17 protein-coding genes are annotated in these 15,669 nt (G+C 64.6%); all 17 read right to left on the bottom strand.

Annotated elements, in window-relative coordinates; all coding sequences use genetic code 11:
• Nucleotides 1–58: 58 nt before the first annotated feature.
• The 17 genes from ACQ4WN_RS14155 to ACQ4WN_RS14235 all read right to left on the bottom strand — a co-directional run bounded on the left by ACQ4WN_RS14155 (nucleotide 59) and on the right by ACQ4WN_RS14235 (nucleotide 15,664).
• On the bottom strand, nucleotides 59–991 hold the full coding sequence (locus tag ACQ4WN_RS14155) for a type II secretion system F family protein (protein ID WP_436552109.1): 933 nt from the start codon (nucleotides 989–991) through the stop codon (nucleotides 59–61).
• 21 nt (nucleotides 992–1,012) lie between these two features.
• Nucleotides 1,013–1,990 carry a type II secretion system F family protein gene (locus tag ACQ4WN_RS14160; protein ID WP_436552110.1) on the bottom strand — a complete coding sequence of 326 codons (978 nt, stop codon included), beginning with the start codon at nucleotides 1,988–1,990 and terminating at the stop codon, nucleotides 1,013–1,015.
• 11 nt (nucleotides 1,991–2,001) lie between these two features.
• On the bottom strand, nucleotides 2,002–3,387 hold the full coding sequence (locus ACQ4WN_RS14165) for a TadA family conjugal transfer-associated ATPase (protein ID WP_436552111.1): 1,386 nt from the start codon (nucleotides 3,385–3,387) through the stop codon (nucleotides 2,002–2,004).
• Nucleotides 3,384–4,574: a CpaE/TadZ family protein gene (locus tag ACQ4WN_RS14170; protein WP_436552112.1), complete on the bottom strand. Its 1,191-nt coding sequence runs from the start codon at nucleotides 4,572–4,574 to the stop codon at nucleotides 3,384–3,386. The genes ACQ4WN_RS14165 and ACQ4WN_RS14170 overlap by 4 nt, the downstream gene beginning before the upstream one ends.
• 38 nt (nucleotides 4,575–4,612) lie before the next feature.
• Nucleotides 4,613–4,903, bottom strand: a complete 291-nt coding sequence (locus tag ACQ4WN_RS14175) for a pilus assembly protein (RefSeq protein ID WP_436552113.1) — start codon at nucleotides 4,901–4,903, stop codon at nucleotides 4,613–4,615.
• A 10-nt stretch (nucleotides 4,904–4,913) separates the two neighbouring features.
• Nucleotides 4,914–6,695 carry a type II and III secretion system protein family protein gene (locus ACQ4WN_RS14180; protein ID WP_436552114.1) on the bottom strand — a complete coding sequence of 594 codons (1,782 nt, stop codon included), beginning with the start codon at nucleotides 6,693–6,695 and terminating at the stop codon, nucleotides 4,914–4,916.
• A 48-nt stretch (nucleotides 6,696–6,743) separates the two neighbouring features.
• Entirely contained in the window at nucleotides 6,744–7,577 is an 834-nt protein-coding gene (gene cpaB / locus ACQ4WN_RS14185; protein WP_436552115.1) for a Flp pilus assembly protein CpaB, read from the bottom strand.
• Nucleotides 7,574–8,920 (bottom strand): ATP-binding protein, encoded by a 1,347-nt coding sequence (locus ACQ4WN_RS14190; RefSeq protein WP_436552116.1) that lies wholly within the window; start codon nucleotides 8,918–8,920, stop codon nucleotides 7,574–7,576. The genes cpaB and ACQ4WN_RS14190 overlap by 4 nt, the downstream gene beginning before the upstream one ends.
• A 29-nt stretch (nucleotides 8,921–8,949) precedes the next feature.
• A complete protein-coding gene (locus ACQ4WN_RS14195; protein ID WP_436552117.1) occupies nucleotides 8,950–9,570 on the bottom strand; it encodes a methyltransferase family protein in 621 nt (206 codons plus the stop codon).
• Between the two features lie 40 nt (nucleotides 9,571–9,610).
• Nucleotides 9,611–10,198: a prepilin peptidase gene (locus ACQ4WN_RS14200; protein ID WP_436552118.1), complete on the bottom strand. Its 588-nt coding sequence runs from the start codon at nucleotides 10,196–10,198 to the stop codon at nucleotides 9,611–9,613.
• A complete protein-coding gene (locus ACQ4WN_RS14205) occupies nucleotides 10,195–11,274 on the bottom strand; it encodes a phosphatase PAP2 family protein (protein WP_436552119.1) in 1,080 nt (359 codons plus the stop codon). Before ACQ4WN_RS14205 ends, ACQ4WN_RS14200 begins: the two co-directional genes overlap by 4 nt.
• A complete protein-coding gene (locus tag ACQ4WN_RS14210) occupies nucleotides 11,271–11,444 on the bottom strand; it encodes a Flp family type IVb pilin (protein ID WP_436552120.1) in 174 nt (57 codons plus the stop codon). The genes ACQ4WN_RS14205 and ACQ4WN_RS14210 overlap by 4 nt, the downstream gene beginning before the upstream one ends.
• A 104-nt stretch (nucleotides 11,445–11,548) precedes the next feature.
• Nucleotides 11,549–11,722, bottom strand: coding sequence for a Flp family type IVb pilin (locus ACQ4WN_RS14215; protein ID WP_436552121.1), 174 nt, complete (start codon nucleotides 11,720–11,722; stop codon nucleotides 11,549–11,551).
• Nucleotides 11,723–11,796: 74 nt separating this feature from the next.
• On the bottom strand, nucleotides 11,797–11,943 hold the full coding sequence (locus ACQ4WN_RS14220; RefSeq protein WP_167468693.1) for a hypothetical protein: 147 nt from the start codon (nucleotides 11,941–11,943) through the stop codon (nucleotides 11,797–11,799).
• Between the two features lie 252 nt (nucleotides 11,944–12,195).
• Nucleotides 12,196–12,891: a response regulator gene (locus ACQ4WN_RS14225; RefSeq protein ID WP_436552122.1), complete on the bottom strand. Its 696-nt coding sequence runs from the start codon at nucleotides 12,889–12,891 to the stop codon at nucleotides 12,196–12,198.
• The gene (locus tag ACQ4WN_RS14230) at nucleotides 12,888–14,555 is read right to left on the bottom strand and encodes a sensor histidine kinase (protein ID WP_436552123.1); all 1,668 of its coding nucleotides are present in this window, start codon (nucleotides 14,553–14,555) and stop codon (nucleotides 12,888–12,890) included. Before ACQ4WN_RS14230 ends, ACQ4WN_RS14225 begins: the two co-directional genes overlap by 4 nt.
• A gap of 149 nt (nucleotides 14,556–14,704) precedes the next feature.
• The gene (locus tag ACQ4WN_RS14235) at nucleotides 14,705–15,664 is read right to left on the bottom strand and encodes a GGDEF domain-containing protein (protein WP_436552124.1); all 960 of its coding nucleotides are present in this window, start codon (nucleotides 15,662–15,664) and stop codon (nucleotides 14,705–14,707) included.
• Between the last annotated feature and the right edge of the window lie 5 nt (nucleotides 15,665–15,669).

Consider the following 15,669-nt stretch of genomic DNA (forward strand, 5'->3'; position numbering starts at 1 on the left):
GGCGGGCGGGCCCGGCTGCAGCGTAGTCTACGCTGCAGTGTCTGTGCGGCTGGCTGGATCAGTTACCGCCAGCCATGCCTGGCAGCAGCACGCGGTAGATCTGCAAAAAGGCGGGTCCCATGAGCACCACCAGCAGGGAAGGGAAGATGAAGAAGATCAGCGGAAACAGCAGCTTCAGGGCAATTTTCGCGGCCTGCTCTTCTGCCAGCTGGCGCCGCTTGGTGCGCAGCTGATCCGATTGCACGCGCAGCGAGGCGGCGATGCTGGTGCCGAAGCGTTCGGCCTGGATCAGCATGGCGACGAGGGCATCGACATCTTCCACGCCCGTGCGCAGGGCCAGGTTGCGCAAGGCCCGTTCCTTCGAGTTGCCGGCGCGCAGCTCCAGTGTCAGCAGGTGCAGTTCTTCGGCCAGCACGGCGCTTTTCAGCGTGATTTCGGAGGCCACCCGCGCCAGCGCCGCGTCCATGGCCAGGCCCGCTTCCACGCACACCGTCATCAGGTCCAGCGCATCGGGGAAACTTTCAAAGATGTCGCGCTGGCGCAGGCGGATGCGGCGGTTCAGCCAGGCGTTCGGCAGGTAGTAGCCGAAAGCGGCCGCTAGCAGCAGCCATAGCAGCAAGGCTGTGCTGCTGTAATGCACGCCGGCCACGCTCAGGCCCAGGAACACCAGCACGGGCAGGCCCACGGCGAGGGCCGTCTTGGCGCCAAAATACAGCAGCGGCGCCGATGGGTGACGCAGTCCCGCGTGCATGAAACGCAAGCGTATTTTCGATGTCTCCCAGCCGTCTTCGGGCAGGGACAGGCGCGCCAGTGGTCCGCTCAGCTTGACGAAATGCGCCAGCCAGTGGCGGGCGCCGCCCGGCGCTGCAGCACCAACACTGTCGAGGCGCTGGCGCAGCGGGTCAGGCACGGCCAGCAGCAGCACGAACATGGCACCGGCGAAGACGGCGACAAACAGCAAGCCGAGAAAGCCCATTTGCAAGGTAGTCATGATGTCGTTCCCCTCAAAAAATCACACCCGGATATGGATCACCTTGCGCATGATGATGACGCCGGCCAGCATCAGCAGCAGGGCGCCGACCAGCATCTTCTGTCCGCCGGGATCGCGGTACAGCAGCTCCAGGAAGGTGGGGTTGGTCAGCTGGATCATGGCTGCCGCGCCGAACGGCAGCAGCGCCAGGATCCACGCCGACAGCCGCGCCTCGGCCGACAGCACGCGTACCTGCCCCAGCAGCTTGATGCGTTCGCGGATGATGTGACTGATGCTATCGAGCAATTCCGACAGGTTGCCGCCCGTCTCGCGCTGGATCAGCACGGCGATGACGAAATAGCGCACGTCCGTGCTGGGCACGCGCGTGGCCAGGTTCATCAGCGCGTCCGGCATGGCGATGCCGAAGTTGACTTCGTCGAAGGCGATGCGAAATTCGTCGGCCAGCGGCGCGTTCATTTCCTCACCGACCATTTTCAGGGCCGTGGGAAAGGCATGGCCGGCGCGCAGGGCGCGGCTCATGAGTTCCAGCGCGTCCGGCAACTGCTGGCCGATGCGCTGCAGGCGGTGCGCCTTGGCGCGCTTGATGTAGTACAGGGGCAGCAGCGCACAGGCGGCCGCTACCAGCAGGCGCAGCAGCCAGTGCAGGTCGATCAGGCTGGCGCCGACCAGGCCGACGAGGAAGGCCAGCAGCACCAGCATGGACCACTGCGCCACGCTCCACGTCAGCCCTGACTGTTCCAGCAGGCGGTCGAGTGCATGCACGCGCGGTACTTCCAGCAGCAGCTTCTGCAGCGCCGGTGTGTCGCTGAGCAGGCGCTGCTTGATCATCGACGTGTTCTGCTCGCCCGCGTGGGCGCCAGCCGACATCACGCGCAGGCGCCGCGCCACCCGTTCCGATTCCGGCCCGCGCACATTGTTCCAGCTCTGGTACAGGCCCATGACGAGCAGCAGCACGGCGATGAAGATCAGGGCCCCGAAGACGTAATAACTGGTGTCCATGGCGTGGCTCCTCAATGGTATTGGCGGTTGGGATCGAACAGGCTTTCCGGCACGACCACGCCAAAGGCACGCAGACGGTCGAGGAAGCGGGGACGCACGCCGCTGGCCTGGAAGTGGCCGCTGACGGCACCGTCCTGGGCCACACCCGTCTGGCGGAACGTGAAGATTTCCTGCATGGTGATCATCTCGCCTTCCATGCCCGTGATTTCCTGGATCGACACCACCTTGCGCTTGCCGTCCGTCAGGCGCGCCACCTGCACCACCACGCCGATGGCTGCGCTGATCTGCTGGCGCATGGCCTTGCCCGGCAACATGGAGGCGGCCATGCTGATCATGTTTTCCAGCCGCGTCAGGGCATCGCGCGGCGTGTTGGCGTGGATGGTGGCCATCGAACCCTCATGGCCCGTATTCATCGCCTGCAGCATGTCGAGCGCCTCGGCACCGCGCACCTCGCCCAGGATGATGCGGTCTGGCCGCATGCGCAGGGCATTGCGCACCAGGGCGCGCTGCGTCACTTCGCCCTTGCCTTCGATGTTCGCTGGACGGGTTTCCAGGCGTATCACGTGCGGCTGCTGCATTTGCAGCTCCGCCGCATCCTCGATGGTGACGATGCGTTCCGTGCTGCTGATGAAGCCCGATATCGCGTTCAGCATGGTGGTCTTGCCGCTGCCCGTGCCGCCCGAGATCAGGATATTGATCTTGGCCTTGCCCAGGCCTTGCAGGATTTGTGCCATTTCGGCCGTCATGCTGTGATGCTCGACCAGGTCGGCAAGCCGCAGTGGCTGGGCGGAAAAGCGCCGTATCGACATCACGGGCCCGTCGATCGCCAGCGGCGGGATGATGGCGTTCACGCGCGAACCGTCCGGCAGGCGCGCATCAACCATGGGGCTTGATTCATCGATGCGCCGCCCCACGCGCGAGACGATCTTGTCGATGATCTTCATCAGGTGTGCATCGTCGGTGAAGCGGATGTCGCTCAGCTCGAGCTGTCCATGGCGTTCGACATACACCTGGCGGTGCGTGTTGACGAGGATGTCCGAGACGGTAGGATCGCTGAGCAGCGGTTCGAGCGGGCCGAAGCCCAGCACTTCGTCCTGGATGTCGCGCACCAGGGTGCGCCGTTCCAGGTCATTGATGACGACGCTGTCTTCTTCCAGCAGGCGCCCCACCAGGACCTTCAGGTCGTCGCGTATCTGCTCCTGCGACAGGCGTTGCATGCCTTCCAGGTCGATGCGGTCGAGCAGGGACTGGTGCACGTGCTGCTTGAGTTCCTGGTAGGCGGGATTGTCGATGCTGCCGCCGCGCACGGCGCCGAAGGCCGTATTGCCGTTCGCGGGCGGGGCACTGCCGAGGCGTTCGCGCAGGCTGGGTCCGGCGCCATTGATGTCGATGCTCATGCTGTTTCCCCTCGAAGATGGATGGGCCTGTTACGCTGGAACAGGCGTGAAAACAGGCCAGGCGTGCTGGCCGCGCGCGTGCCGCCCAGCTTGCGCGCGCACTCCTGCAGTGATTTGGCCAGCGGGCTGCCGGGTGCCAGCTTCAGCACGGGTACGCCCTGGTTGACCGATGCCGCCGCCACCGCATAGTGATTCGGCATGGAGTGGAAGATCTGCTGGCCATAGGCCGCTTCCAGGTCGCGCCCTCGGATTTCATCGGCGCCCGCATGGCGGTTCAGGATCAGGTGAATCTTGCTGGTCGGGTATTCCAGCGACTTGAACACCTGCAGCAGCCGCTTGCCATCGCGGATGTAGGGCAGCGTTGCCTGCACTACGGGGCAAATCATGTCGGCGTTGTCCAGCGCACGCACGCTGATGGCATCGAGGCCGCGGCCCGTGTCGAGCACGATGAAGTCATATTCGTGGCGCGCCAGGTGCAGCAGCTGGTCGATATGCTCGGGCATGATGTCGCTTGCGTGTCCCGGATCTTCGGGGGCGGCCAGGATGCTGAAGTTTGGCGTCACCTGCACCATGCTGGCGGCGAGGAAGGATGGGTCGAGGCGATGGATCTGCTGCGCCACGTGCGACAGCGTGGCGGCCGGTTTCTGGTCCGAGACAAACAGCGCCGCATCGCCAAACTGCAGGTTCAGGTCGAACAGCGCCACGCGCTGCTTGTCCTGTGCCAGCGCATATGCCAGGTTGGCGGCGAGGAAGGTGGCGCCGCTGCCGCCCTTGCACGAGACGAAGGCGATGATCTTGCCATCGCGCCGCACATGGCGCGTGCTTTTGTCCTCGATGCGCTGCAGCGCCGCATTCAGGGCGGCGCCGTTGTCGGCTTGCGGCAGCACTTCGCGCACGCCCGCGCGCATGGCTTGCAGCAGGAAGTCGCTGCCCTGGTGCTGGCACTGCAGGATGATGGCCATGGCGGGCTGGCGGCTGGCCAGGCGTTCGATGCGCACCAGGTCGGCATCGTCGATGACGGGCTGCGCCAGCAGCAGTGCGTCTGGCGCGGCCATTTCAGCCGTGCCGGCCAGCCGTTCCAGGCTGCCGACGGCGCTGTCGATATCGTCGCCCGCGTGGCGCTCGCGCAACAGCGCCGTCATCGCGGCCAGTTGTTTTTCGTTACTGGAAATAATGAAGATTTTCACGGCAAGCTCCGGCAGTGGCTGGGTGGATGGGGCACGCTTCAGCGTTTGCTGACGCCGATCGTCAGCACGTCGGGAATCGGATCGGGCGCGCTGAAGGATTTCTGGTACAGCTTGTAGCCGCTGACGGCGGCCTTGCCATCGAGACCCAGCACGGGATTGCGATTGTTGGCCGCGTCCGGATACAGGATTTGCTGCTGCTTGAGCAAGGTCACCGACTCGCCGAAATGGCTGTCGAGCACCGGGGTGGTGGTGGCGGCACAGCCGGCCAGTGCGCCGATCACCGCAGCGCACAGCAGGCAGCGGGGCAGGGTGGTTGCGAAGGTTTTCATGAAGATGCTCCTATTTGAGATCATCGATAATGCTGGCCGATGACGTGGCCGCATCGGCTTTCGGTATGGCGCGGTATTGCGGCAGGTCATTGCTGGTCACCGTCGGCGTGGCGACGGGCATGGCCACCGGCATGGCTGGCGGCACGGGCGCGGCCATGGCGGCAGGCGGCGGGGCGGAAGCGGGTAGCGGCATCGGCGCTGGTGCTGGTGCGGGCGCCGTGCCTTCCATCTTGCCTTGCATGAACATGTCGCCGCGCGTAGGTTGCACATATGGATCGGTGGGCAGCTTGTAGTCGGGCGGTAGCGGCTTGACCAGGTGTGGCGTGATGATGAAGACCAGTTCCGAGCGGTCTGTCTGGAAGTCCGTGCTGCGGAACAGGGCACCCAGAACGGGCACTTCGCCCAGGCCCGGCAAGGCCTTGATGTTGCTGGTCACATTGTTCTTGATCAAGCCGCCGATGGCAAAGCTCTGGCCATCGAACAGTTGCACCGTGGTGGTGGCGCGCCGCGTGGTAAACGAGGGCAGGATGGCGGTAGTGGAAATGCCGGTAGCCGTGATGCCGATGCCTTCCTTGTTCAGGTCGGATACTTCCGGCGACACTTTCAGGTTGATGCGGCCCCCTTCGAGCACGGTGGGGGTGAATTTGACGGCCACGCCAAACTCTTTTTCTTCCAGCGTGATGGTGGGCGTGCCACCATTATTGGTCTGGCTGACGGGGATGAAGATCTTGCCGCCGGCCAGAAAGCTGGCTTCCTGGCCGCTGATGGCCATGATGTTCGGTTCAGCCAGCACCTTGATCAAGCCATCGCGCTTTTGCGCATCGAGACCGAGGAAGTTGCCGTTGCGGCTGTTGCTGGCGCCGAAACCGCTGGGATTATTGCTGAGCAAGTTCGACAGCAGCGAATAGGTCCAGCCGCCGATAGTCTTGCTCAGGCCCAGGTTGGCGCCAAGTTGGTCGACCAGGGTTTTCGACACTTCCGCCACTTTGACTTCCAGCATCACCTGCTGTGGCGCGGCGATCGCCATCAGGTTGATCACGCGTGACGAGGCTGACGGTCCGCCTGAAGGGTCGGGTGCGGCGCCGGCGGCGGCAGGCGCCGCACCGGCAGCTGCGGTGCCAGCGGCGGGGCGCGAACCGCGTTGCGCATACGCGTTGGCCAGCGACATCGCCTGGTCGGCCTTGACGGTGTCGCTGACGACGCCCGACAGTATCAGGGTGTCGCCGGCCACCGTCACGCGCAGCTCTTTTTCATTCGGCAGCAGTTCGGCCAGGCGCGCCTGCAGCAGGCTGGCGTCGATGCTGACGGACAGGTCGATGATGCTCGCTTCATTGTTGCGGTTCCACACGATCAGGTTGGTCGTGCCCACGGATTTGCCCAGCAGGTAGACATCGGTGGTATTGAGCAGGATCACGTCGGCGATGCGCGGGTCGCCCACCGAGACGCGGGCGACAGGAAACGGCAGGTGCATCAGGGTGGACTTGCCTTCGGCCAGGGCCATGTTGCGCGACAGTTCGGCGTGTCCGCCCATCTGGTCCGGCATGGCTTGCTGCGCCACCGGTTTCACGCGCGGCGCGCGGCGCACGACCTTCGGTGGCGGCGTGCTGACCGTTGCCGCTGCCGCAGGGGCCGCCGTGGCGCCGGGCGGCGTGGCCGACAGGCCGGGCGACGTGGCCGGTGCGCCCGCTTCGCCATGGGCGGCCGGGGTCAGGACGCCGATGGCGGCGATGGCGAGGGCCATGCGCAGGATGCGGCTCCCGTTTGCTGTGCTCAGTTTGCTCATGGTGCTCATGGCGTGCTCCTCGTGGTGCGGATCGGATGACGATCGGCGTGGCGTTGTTCAGAATTGTTGGGAGCTGCGTTCCAGCCCCTTGATGACATCGACTTGCGGCCCGGCTGGCCCTTGCACCACGTGGCGGCGTATGACCGGCCGGGGTACGGGGGGGGTAACTTGGGCGGCGACCTTGGCATCCAGCAGGCTGGTCTTGGTGGCGCCATCCGTGTTGACGGGCTTGTCTTCGATCTGGTTGCGCAGCACCAGCGACAGGGTGCCAACGCTGCGCGCCAGGTCGAGTTTTTCCGTCTGATCGGGTGTCAGCTCCAGGGTCACGGCATTGACCACTTTGGGCTTGGTGTCGTCGCGGTTCGATTCCTGCGCGATGGCCAGCACGAGTATGCGTTCGAGCACGATTTTGGAGATGCTGGGGTCGCGCCCGGTACCCGTCCTGGCCGCGTCGTCCTGCGTGTTGACGAGGATATCGACGTAATTGCCGGGCAGGGCGAAGCCCGCCACGCCGACCACGTCATTGACGCGCACCGTCATGGCGCGCTTGCCTTCGCCCACCACGGCCGACAGGCCGCCCTGGGTGCCGGGCGGTGCCAGCTTGCTTTCCATGATCGGTTCGCCGTGCTGGATGCTGGTGCGCGTGACGCGCGCATCGAGCAGTTTCGGGTCGTTGATGGCGCCCGGCGGCAGCGCGCTGCTGGGCCAGTCGACCATGCGCACCATTTCCGGCGCAATGCGCGCGCCCAGGCTGATGTCGACCATGGCGACAGCGACCTTGTTGGTATTGCCCGAGGCCTGGGCATTGATCCAGCGCGCGGCCACGATGACCGCCACGAACGCCAGGATGACCGCGAAGGCCATCATTGTCAGAGCGCGTGCGTTTCTCATTTTGATACTCCTTTATGCAGGACCGCAGCCGGTCCGTTCTGTATGCCGGCGGAGCCGTCGGCGGCGCCGAAATAATTGTTCCAGGCCCAGTGCAGCGCGTCGGCTTCGAGCCGTGGCGGGCGGCCCTCATAGCGGGCCACGTCGCACAGCTGGGCCAATATGTCGCGTGGATAGCAGGCCAGCAGGGGCCGCGCGTGCTGGCCGTGCAGCTGCAGCAGGTAGTGGTAGGCAGCAAGATTGAAGGTCATGCCGAATTGTTCGCAGACGTGGCGGAACACGGCTTCGTAGTGGTAACCGCTCAATTCCCCGACATGGATCTTGTAGCCGATACGGCGCAGGAAGGAGTCGTCGGCCAGTTGCTGCGGCGCCAGGTTCGAGGAAAATACGACGATCACGTCGAAGGGAACGGGAAATTTGTAGCCCGTGTGCAGCGACAGATAATCGACGCGGCGCGCCATTGGCACGATCCAGCGGTTCATCAGCTCCACGGGCGAGCAGCGCTGGCGGCCCAGGTCATCGATGATGAAGATGCCGTTGTTGGCCTTCAGGTGTGGCGGTGCCTGGTACAGGCGGGCACCGGGATCGAATTGCAGGTCGAGCATGTCGAGCGTCAGTTCGCCGCCCGTCAGGACGGTGGGGCGCCAGGCACGCACCCAGCGCGGGTCGGCCGGCGGCGCCACGTCGGTGGCCAGCGTGTGCAGCATGGGGTCGAGGAAGGGCAGCACCTCGCCATCGACCATCACCGCGTGCGGCAGGGCGATGGTGCCGCTGAGCAAACCATGCAGGCGCTCGGCCAGATACGTCTTGCCGCTGCCGGCGGGGCCGTGCAGGAACAGTGCGCGGCCCGAATTCATGGCCGCACCCAACTGCTCGAGCACCGATGTGCAGGCCACCACGTCGTGAAACTGTTGCATCATGCTTTCCCGCGTAACGTGCATGTGCGCCACGCTTTGCGCCAGCACCTGCGCGCTGTAGTGGGCCAGCGTGACGGGGGCCGGGCCGCTGTAGGCATTGCGCCGCAAATAGTCGGCGGCGCGCAGGCGGCCCTGGTCGACCAGGTGATAGTGCTGGTCGGCATCCGTGCCGCTGTAGCCGTTGCGCTGCACTTCGCACAGTTTTTCGGCGCGCATGAAGGTCAGCAGTGGTTCGAGTACGCCGGCGCCCAGTTTGACGTGCGACGACAGGGCCGGCAAGCCGATCTGGCCACGCAGGAACATGACCTTCACCAGCAGTTCCACCAGGAACAGGAAGGGCAGGCCCGTTTCGGCCACGTTGCGCGGTGCGCGCTGCATGGCCGGCATGATGCTGCCGTCGGCAGGCGCTTCTGGGTAGGTATCGGGCATGATGATCGCTCCTTTGCCGGATGGTGAGGTCAGAAGATGAACGGCAGCAGCCGGTACTTCACTTGCCGCATGTAGACGCGGTAGCGCACGTCGGTGGACAGGAAGCGCTCCTCGCGCAGCAGGCGCAGCACCATCATGCTCATGGTCGCAACATAGATGATGGTGTTGGCGGGCGAGGTGTTGGCCAGCAGGTAGCCGCTCAGGGAAATCAGGTAGCTGGCATACAGGGGATGGCGGATGACGCGGTAGACGCCGCCCGTCTTGATCTCGCGCTGCGCCGCCACCAGGCCGAAGCTGCGGTTCAGTGATAGCAGGCCGGCGATCTGCAGCAGGCTGCCGATGGCCAGCAGGTAACGCGCGCCGGGCCAGATGGCCATGTCGGCAGGCGAGAGCAGGAAGGGGGCAAAGGTGGCCCCGATGGCCAGCAGCCAGTCGCTCGCATCGGTGGAAACGCTGACGGGGGCTGAGCGCACGACGAAGAACAGGGCGGCGAGGGTTTCGGCGGCGCAGAACAGCAAATAGCTCCAGTCGTCGCTGTGTAAATAGCCCACCACGTGCGCACTGGCAAAGAATACCCACAGTCCGGCCATGGCGATGCTGGTGAGCAGGCTGGCGCGACGCGAGTGGCAGAGGGTGGCGAGGGTGTCCATGGTCGGGTCCTGTGGTGGCTGGTCGTCGGAGCGGCGCGTTTCAGCGCAAGCTCCACAGATGGTTGTATTGCAGGAGCATCTGCAGCGCGGTGCCGCTGGCAATGGCGAAGGCGTAGGCCAGCTTGCCCGTGGCGGGCGGCGGTTCGGCGAGCGTGGCGGCGCCGCCGGCAATGCTGTGCAGCAGCGCGCCCAGCATCATGTGGTAGGTGTTGCGCAGCACCAGGCGCAGGCGGCGGCCTGCCAGCGCGGCGGCCAGGGCCAGTACGCCGCCGCACAGGAAGGTCAGCAGGGCCGCTTCCAGTACGGCGTCGGGACCGAGGAAGGCGCCGCACATGGCCATCAGCTTGACGTCGCCGGCGCCCAGGGCGCGCAGCAGGTACATGGGCAGCAGCAGTGCCAGTCCGGCAGCGGCGCCGGCCAGCGCTTGCAGCAATCCCAGGCCGCCGAAGGCGGTGTCGAACAGGCCGGCGCCGGACGGCACGAAGCTGTTCAGGATCAGCCCCGCCAGCGTGCCCCACAGCACCAGCAGGTTGGGGATGCGGCGCGTGCGCAGGTCGTGCCATAGCGCGGCGGCGAGCAGGGTGGCCAGAATGGCCAGGCACAGCAGCATGACAGGATGGGCGTTCATGGCGTCAGCCTTTCCTTGTTGAGGCAAACAACCAGGTCTTTTTGCCGACTGGCGGGCACGGCGCTCCTGCGCAGGGCCACGCCCACCGCTTGCCAGATGGCGACGGCACCGATGGCCCCCGCATAGCCGTCCAGCGCGTAATGCCAGCCCAGATGGACCGATCCGAGCATAATCAGCACGCTAAAGGCGGCCAGGGCGATGCCGGCGGTGCGGCGGATGGGCCAGGCGACCAGGGTCATCAGTACGGAGGTGGCCACGTGCATGCTGGGCATGGCAGAAATGCCCAGTTCGCCAATGGTGCCGCCGCTCTGGTAGCCCTGCCACAGCATGTCCTGCACCTTCAGGGCCCAGACGGGAATGCGGTGGTTGCTTTCCTGCAGGTAAGCCATCAGCGGCGCATACGGATCGCTGGCATGGAAGTGGCCGTAATAGCAGGGTCCGGCGGAGGAAAACAGGACGGCCAGCACGCTACCCAGGACGATCCAGGCGATGGTAAAGCTGAGCAAGAACTGCATGCGCAGCAGGGGCCGGCGGATATCGAGGATGAGCCAGTACAGCAGTGCGTAAAACAGCAGGAACCAGAAATGGTAGGCCACGTTGAGCAGGCCTGTCAGCAAAGGATGGCCCAGCAGCGGCTGCAGCCAGGCCCACGGGGCCGTGCCGCCATGCAGGGCGACGTCGATGGCCGACAGGCGGGCGTCCCAGTCAAACGGATGCAGGCGGGGAATGGCGGCCTTGAACGTGGTAAAGCTGAGAGCGAACAGCGGCACGAGCAGCAGCGCAGGCAGCGCATGCAGCAGGCGCTCGCGGTGCAGGTGGCGGCGCAGTGCCTGGTAGAGGAAATGGCACAGTCGTGCGGGACGCAGCATGCACATCACGTAGCCTGTCCAGGCGCACAGCAGGAAGACGGGGCCGGTCAGCGCGGCCAGGGCAAAGCTGGCCAGCAGGGGGGCGATCTCGTGGCGTGTCGGCTTGCTGCCGGCCAGCAGCAGGACCACGGCCGTGTAGGCCAGCACCAGCAGCAACAGCGCACGGTGGCTGTGCAGGGATGCGCGCAGGCTCGCTGGGATAGTCATGACAGCGCCAGGATGACCTGGTCCTTGATGGTGGTAAACAGCAGGGCCAGGCTGTCGCCGGCGAGGCTCACGGCAGCGACGATGACCACGGCCAGCAGTCCTGCCAGCAGCGCGTATTCCAGCGCCGTGACGGCAGTATCCTCGTACAGGCAGGACAGCAGAGAATTCACGATGGGCCTCGCAGTCGATGGATGGCAATGCGGATGGGCGGTCAAGGCGGCGTGCCAGCTGCTGCATTCCGGACAAGGCTGCTGCCTTGCCCGGAGTACCGCGCTTACTTATTGGCAGTGGTCAGGGCCGTACCGATCTTCGTGAACGTAGTGCGCAGTTGCGTGCCGACGATGGTGACCGAGGCGATGATGACAACGGCGATCAAGGCGGCGATCAGGCCATATTCAATTGCGGTCACGCCATCTTCTTCGCGGATGAAATTTTTGATGGAATTCATGATGACTCCTAGAGTAAAAGAGAACTGCAGGGAACGACAAAAGTTGAACAACATGGTTGCCGTGAACGGCGGCATCATGGACTTTGCCCCAATGCCAGCAGTCCGATGATGCAGACCACCACCACCAGCGCTGCCGTCAGCGCATAGCGGTAAAACGCCGCTTTTTCCTTGCCTTGCAGATACGTGGCCAGGCGCGAGGGGAGGTACTTGTCAAAACGCATGCTGTACTCCGTCTGGGTGGACTGCGACTGGTGGCGGAATGGACACTGGTACAGTCACTATAGAAGTCGAGGCGTTGATCTACATCAGAAGAATCTCCCGTTTATGACAGGAGGAATTGCTCGATTTTTTCGTGACAATTGTCCTGCCCGAGGCCGCCACGCGCAGGGCATGGCCAGCCGCCGGCGGCAGGGCCCGGGAGACGCGGGAATGGCAGGAAATTGCGCGAGCGGCCGGCGCTCAGGCGGGAGAGGTCAGGCGGCGGGAGGCAGTTCGCCCAGGCGGTGCTTGGTCGCGTAGGCGTACAGTTCCAGGCGGTTGTAGACGCCCAGCTTGCGGTAGATCGAGGTCAGGTGGTTGCGCAAAGTGTGTTCGGAGATGAACAATTGGTCTGCCAGCAGCTTGGCCGGCGTGCCGCTGCCGTGCACCAGGGCGGCAATGATCTTTCTTTCCTTGAGGGTCAGGCTGGCGACGGCGATGGCCTGCGCCGAGCCGCCACCGGGCTGGGTCAGCTGCGTCATCATGCGCCCTAGCATGGCTTGCTCCAGCCATAGCTCGCCATGGCTGACCTTTTCGATGGCTTTGAGCACCAGTTCCGGTGGCGCATCCTTGCTGATGATGCCGCGCGCGCCATGGAGCATGGCTTGCTCCATGACGGCCTGGTCGTGGCTGCCTGTCAGCACGAGGATGCGCGTACTGCCGTTTTGGAGCAACTGCGGAATGATGGCCAGCGAGCTGACGCCACCCAGGTCCAGGTCCAGCACGATCACGTCGGGACAGGTGAAGGCCGCCTGCGCCAGCGTGCTGGCGCTGTCGCACGCCGTGGCGACCACCTGCATGCCGGAATGTTCACCGCCGATCAGCCGTTCCAGGCCCCACAGCATGGTCTTGTGGTCATCTACCAGCATGACGCGGATGGCGGTGTTGGATGGGGGGGGGCGGTCATTCATATCGGAATCTCGATCTGGACGGAGGTGTTGCCCAAAGTGTGGTGCGTGACCCTGGCGCTGCCACCCAGCGCGGCGGCGCGTTCGGCCAGTGAGTCGGGCAGGAAATCGGGCACGTGCGCGGCCGCGCATTCATTGTCGATGCTGATGTGCAGCGCGCCCTGCACGCAGGTCAGCTTGACGGCGCCGTGGCGCGCCGACGTATGCTTGCGGATATTGCTCATGCCCTCGTTGACGATCTGGAACACCTCGGCCGCCAGGCGGTCGTTGATATGCAGGTCGCCTTTGATATGCAGGGTGATGGCTATGCCATAGAATTCGTGAATCTGCGCCGCCTGACGCCGCAGCGCGACCAGCAGTTCCGGCTCGCTTTGCACCTGGCCGTTCTTGAACGTGCGCGCATAGCTGCGCAGGTCCGTGATCACCTGGCCCGATATGAGGATCAGTTTTTCCAGTTCCGGCAGCAGGGGGTTGCCGGGCAGGGCCTCGTTGCGCAGGGCGGCCAGACCGTGGCGCAGGCCGATATATGGCTGGATGGCCGTGTCGTGCAGGTCGCGCGCGATCTTTTCGCGCTCGCGCGAAGCCGCCTGCGACGCCAGGCGGTCGAGCAGCTCGATGTTTTCAATGACGGGAAACGCCTGTGCGCCGATATGGCTGAGGAAAAGGGCGTCGGTCTTGCTCAGGCTGGAAGTGGAAACGATGTAGAGGCGGCCCGTTCCATTGCGCAAAGGCAAGGGCGCGCTGATGAAGGAGTGCGCTTCGAGCAGCTCGGCCAGGCTGGCGCCGGCCGTCTCGTCATGCCGCAGCCAGCGCCCGCTGTCCGCGTCCAGCGTACGTACGCCGCCTGTCCACGGCAGCCAGCTGGACAGGGGGCGGTTGTAGAGCACGATCTTTTCGGGCGGAAAGGCCAGCAAGGGGCTGGCCGCCTCATCGCTGAGGATGGCGCTGGTCGTGACCAACTCCGTGTCCGTATGCACGGCACTGCGCAGTGACCAGTGCGGCACCCCCTTGTCCTGCATCGCCAGCAGGCAGCTGCGGGCATGGAAATAGCTGCGGGTCTTTTCCAGCACCGAGGTGATGGTCTGGTCGACGCCGAAGCGGGGGTTAGACAGCTGGCTGACATCGCGCAGCAGGGCCAGGTGGCTGCGCTGCGTGATGGCCGAGCCGCCCCAGTAAGCGATCATGTAGCCGAGTGCCAGCAAGAAGGTGGTGCGCAGTAGCAGGCGCGACAGTTCCGCATCCGTTTCGCCGAACAGCGCGGTGGCGGCGAACAGGCCGGCCGATGCCAGGGTAATGCGCGCGCCTTCCTCGAAGCCGCGCTGGAACGACGAGGTCAGGATGGCAAAGAAGAAAAACAGGAAAAACAGGTTGCTGTGGTTGCTGCTGGAGAAGACGATCAGCGCATACCAGGCCACATCCAGCCAGTACAACAAGATGTCCTGGGGCAGGCTGAAGCCCAGCAGTGCCAGCACGTAAAGCAGCAGGCTGTGCACGGTGTAGGCGGAAAAGATCAGCCAGGTGATCTTGCTCAGTTTGCCGACGCTTTCGGGATCGATGAACAGGGTCAGCAAGGTGGCGCTCGACAACAGCAGGCGCATGCCATTGACCATGGTCGTATCCAGGCCGGTGCCCGGCAGGCGGGATTTGAGGGGCAGGTCGAGGTTCACAAGCACTCCTGGCAGTATCCGCGCATGCATGGAGCATGTGCATGAAAGATACCGCTGATAAATCCTTGTTGTTTTTGCTGCAATAAGGAACGAGTCTACGCATCCGCCGCAGAGATGTCTACAGGAATTATGTGCCCGGCGTTGCTTTCCTACAGCGGCTGTACCATCACACGGTTGCGCCCGGCGCCCTTGGCCAGGTACAGGGCGCGGTCGGCGGCGCCGATCAGGGCGGAGATGGCCAGCGGCTGCTGCGGGTGCTGCGTGGCGATGCCGATGCTGACCGTGATGTGCTTGACGTCATTGCCCGTCTTGGCATGCGCAATGTGCAGTCCGGCCGCCCGCTGGCGGATCGCCTCGGCCATGCGCAGCGCCTGCGTCGCGTCCGTATCGGGCAAGATGGCGGCAAATTCCTCGCCGCCATAGCGCGCCAGCAGGTCGGTGGGGCGCTGCAGCATGGCGGCCAGTTCGGCTGCCACGCGGATCAGGCAGTCGTCGCCCTGCTGGTGGCCGTAATGGTCGTTGTAATCCTTGAAATGGTCGATGTCGATCATCAGCAGCGACAGCGGGCTGCTGGTGCGCATGGCGCGCCGCATTTCCTTTTCGATCGCCACGTCGAAGTGGCGGCGGTTGGCGATGCCCGTCAAGCCGTCGGAAAAGGTTTGCGAGCGCAAGACCATGGTCTGTTCGCGCAGCAGCTTTTCGCGGCCCACGGCGATGGTGACATCATTGATCTGGATCAGGCAGTGGCGTGGCGAACCGGGTAGATTGATCGGCGTGACGGCGATAGCCTGCTGCATGCGTTCCTGGCCTTCCGCCGCACCATGCGTGTACAGGGCAAACGGCGCCTTGTGCAGGGTTTGCGACAGCAGCGACTGGAAATTGTCGCGCAGGGCCTGGCGGATGGCCGAATCGATGCGCTTGTGCCGCAGTTCCGGATAGACGGCGAAGAAGTCCTGGCCCAGCACGGCGTCGGCCTGGCACGCCGAGTGGCGTGCCATCCAGTGGTTCCACAGCACGATGCGGTGCTGCTCGTCGAGCACGATGGCACCCAGGTTGACGGCACCGAGTATGCTTTCGAGCAGGGCGAGTCGGTGTAAGGCATCCGGCATGATTG

This window comes from Janthinobacterium pasteuri (assembly GCF_051380775.1).
Lineage (GTDB): Bacteria > Pseudomonadota > Gammaproteobacteria > Burkholderiales > Burkholderiaceae_D > Janthinobacterium.

Bases quoted from the DNA above. Each gene is read 5' to 3' on its own strand.
- ACQ4WN_RS14190 (WP_436552116.1), bottom strand. From the start codon at position 8,920: ATGCCCGATACCTACCCAGAAGCGCCTGCCGACGGCAGCATCATGCCG.
- ACQ4WN_RS14225 (WP_436552122.1), bottom strand. From the start codon at position 12,891: ATGAATGACCGCCCCCCCCCATCCAACACCGCCATCCGCGTCATGCTG.
- ACQ4WN_RS14175 (WP_436552113.1), bottom strand. From the start codon at position 4,903: ATGAAAACCTTCGCAACCACCCTGCCCCGCTGCCTGCTGTGCGCTGCG.
- ACQ4WN_RS14195 (WP_436552117.1), bottom strand. From the start codon at position 9,570: ATGGACACCCTCGCCACCCTCTGCCACTCGCGTCGCGCCAGCCTGCTC.
- ACQ4WN_RS14205 (WP_436552119.1), bottom strand. From the start codon at position 11,274: ATGACTATCCCAGCGAGCCTGCGCGCATCCCTGCACAGCCACCGTGCG.
- ACQ4WN_RS14235 (WP_436552124.1), bottom strand. From the start codon at position 15,664: ATGCCGGATGCCTTACACCGACTCGCCCTGCTCGAAAGCATACTCGGT.
- ACQ4WN_RS14180 (WP_436552114.1), bottom strand. From the start codon at position 6,695: ATGAGCACCATGAGCAAACTGAGCACAGCAAACGGGAGCCGCATCCTG.
- ACQ4WN_RS14160 (WP_436552110.1), bottom strand. From the start codon at position 1,990: ATGGACACCAGTTATTACGTCTTCGGGGCCCTGATCTTCATCGCCGTG.
- cpaB (WP_436552115.1), bottom strand. From the start codon at position 7,577: ATGAGAAACGCACGCGCTCTGACAATGATGGCCTTCGCGGTCATCCTG.
- ACQ4WN_RS14220 (WP_167468693.1), bottom strand. From the start codon at position 11,943: ATGCGTTTTGACAAGTACCTCCCCTCGCGCCTGGCCACGTATCTGCAA.
- ACQ4WN_RS14155 (WP_436552109.1), bottom strand. From the start codon at position 991: ATGACTACCTTGCAAATGGGCTTTCTCGGCTTGCTGTTTGTCGCCGTC.
- ACQ4WN_RS14215 (WP_436552121.1), bottom strand. From the start codon at position 11,722: ATGAATTCCATCAAAAATTTCATCCGCGAAGAAGATGGCGTGACCGCA.
- ACQ4WN_RS14200 (WP_436552118.1), bottom strand. From the start codon at position 10,198: ATGAACGCCCATCCTGTCATGCTGCTGTGCCTGGCCATTCTGGCCACC.
- ACQ4WN_RS14165 (WP_436552111.1), bottom strand. From the start codon at position 3,387: ATGAGCATCGACATCAATGGCGCCGGACCCAGCCTGCGCGAACGCCTC.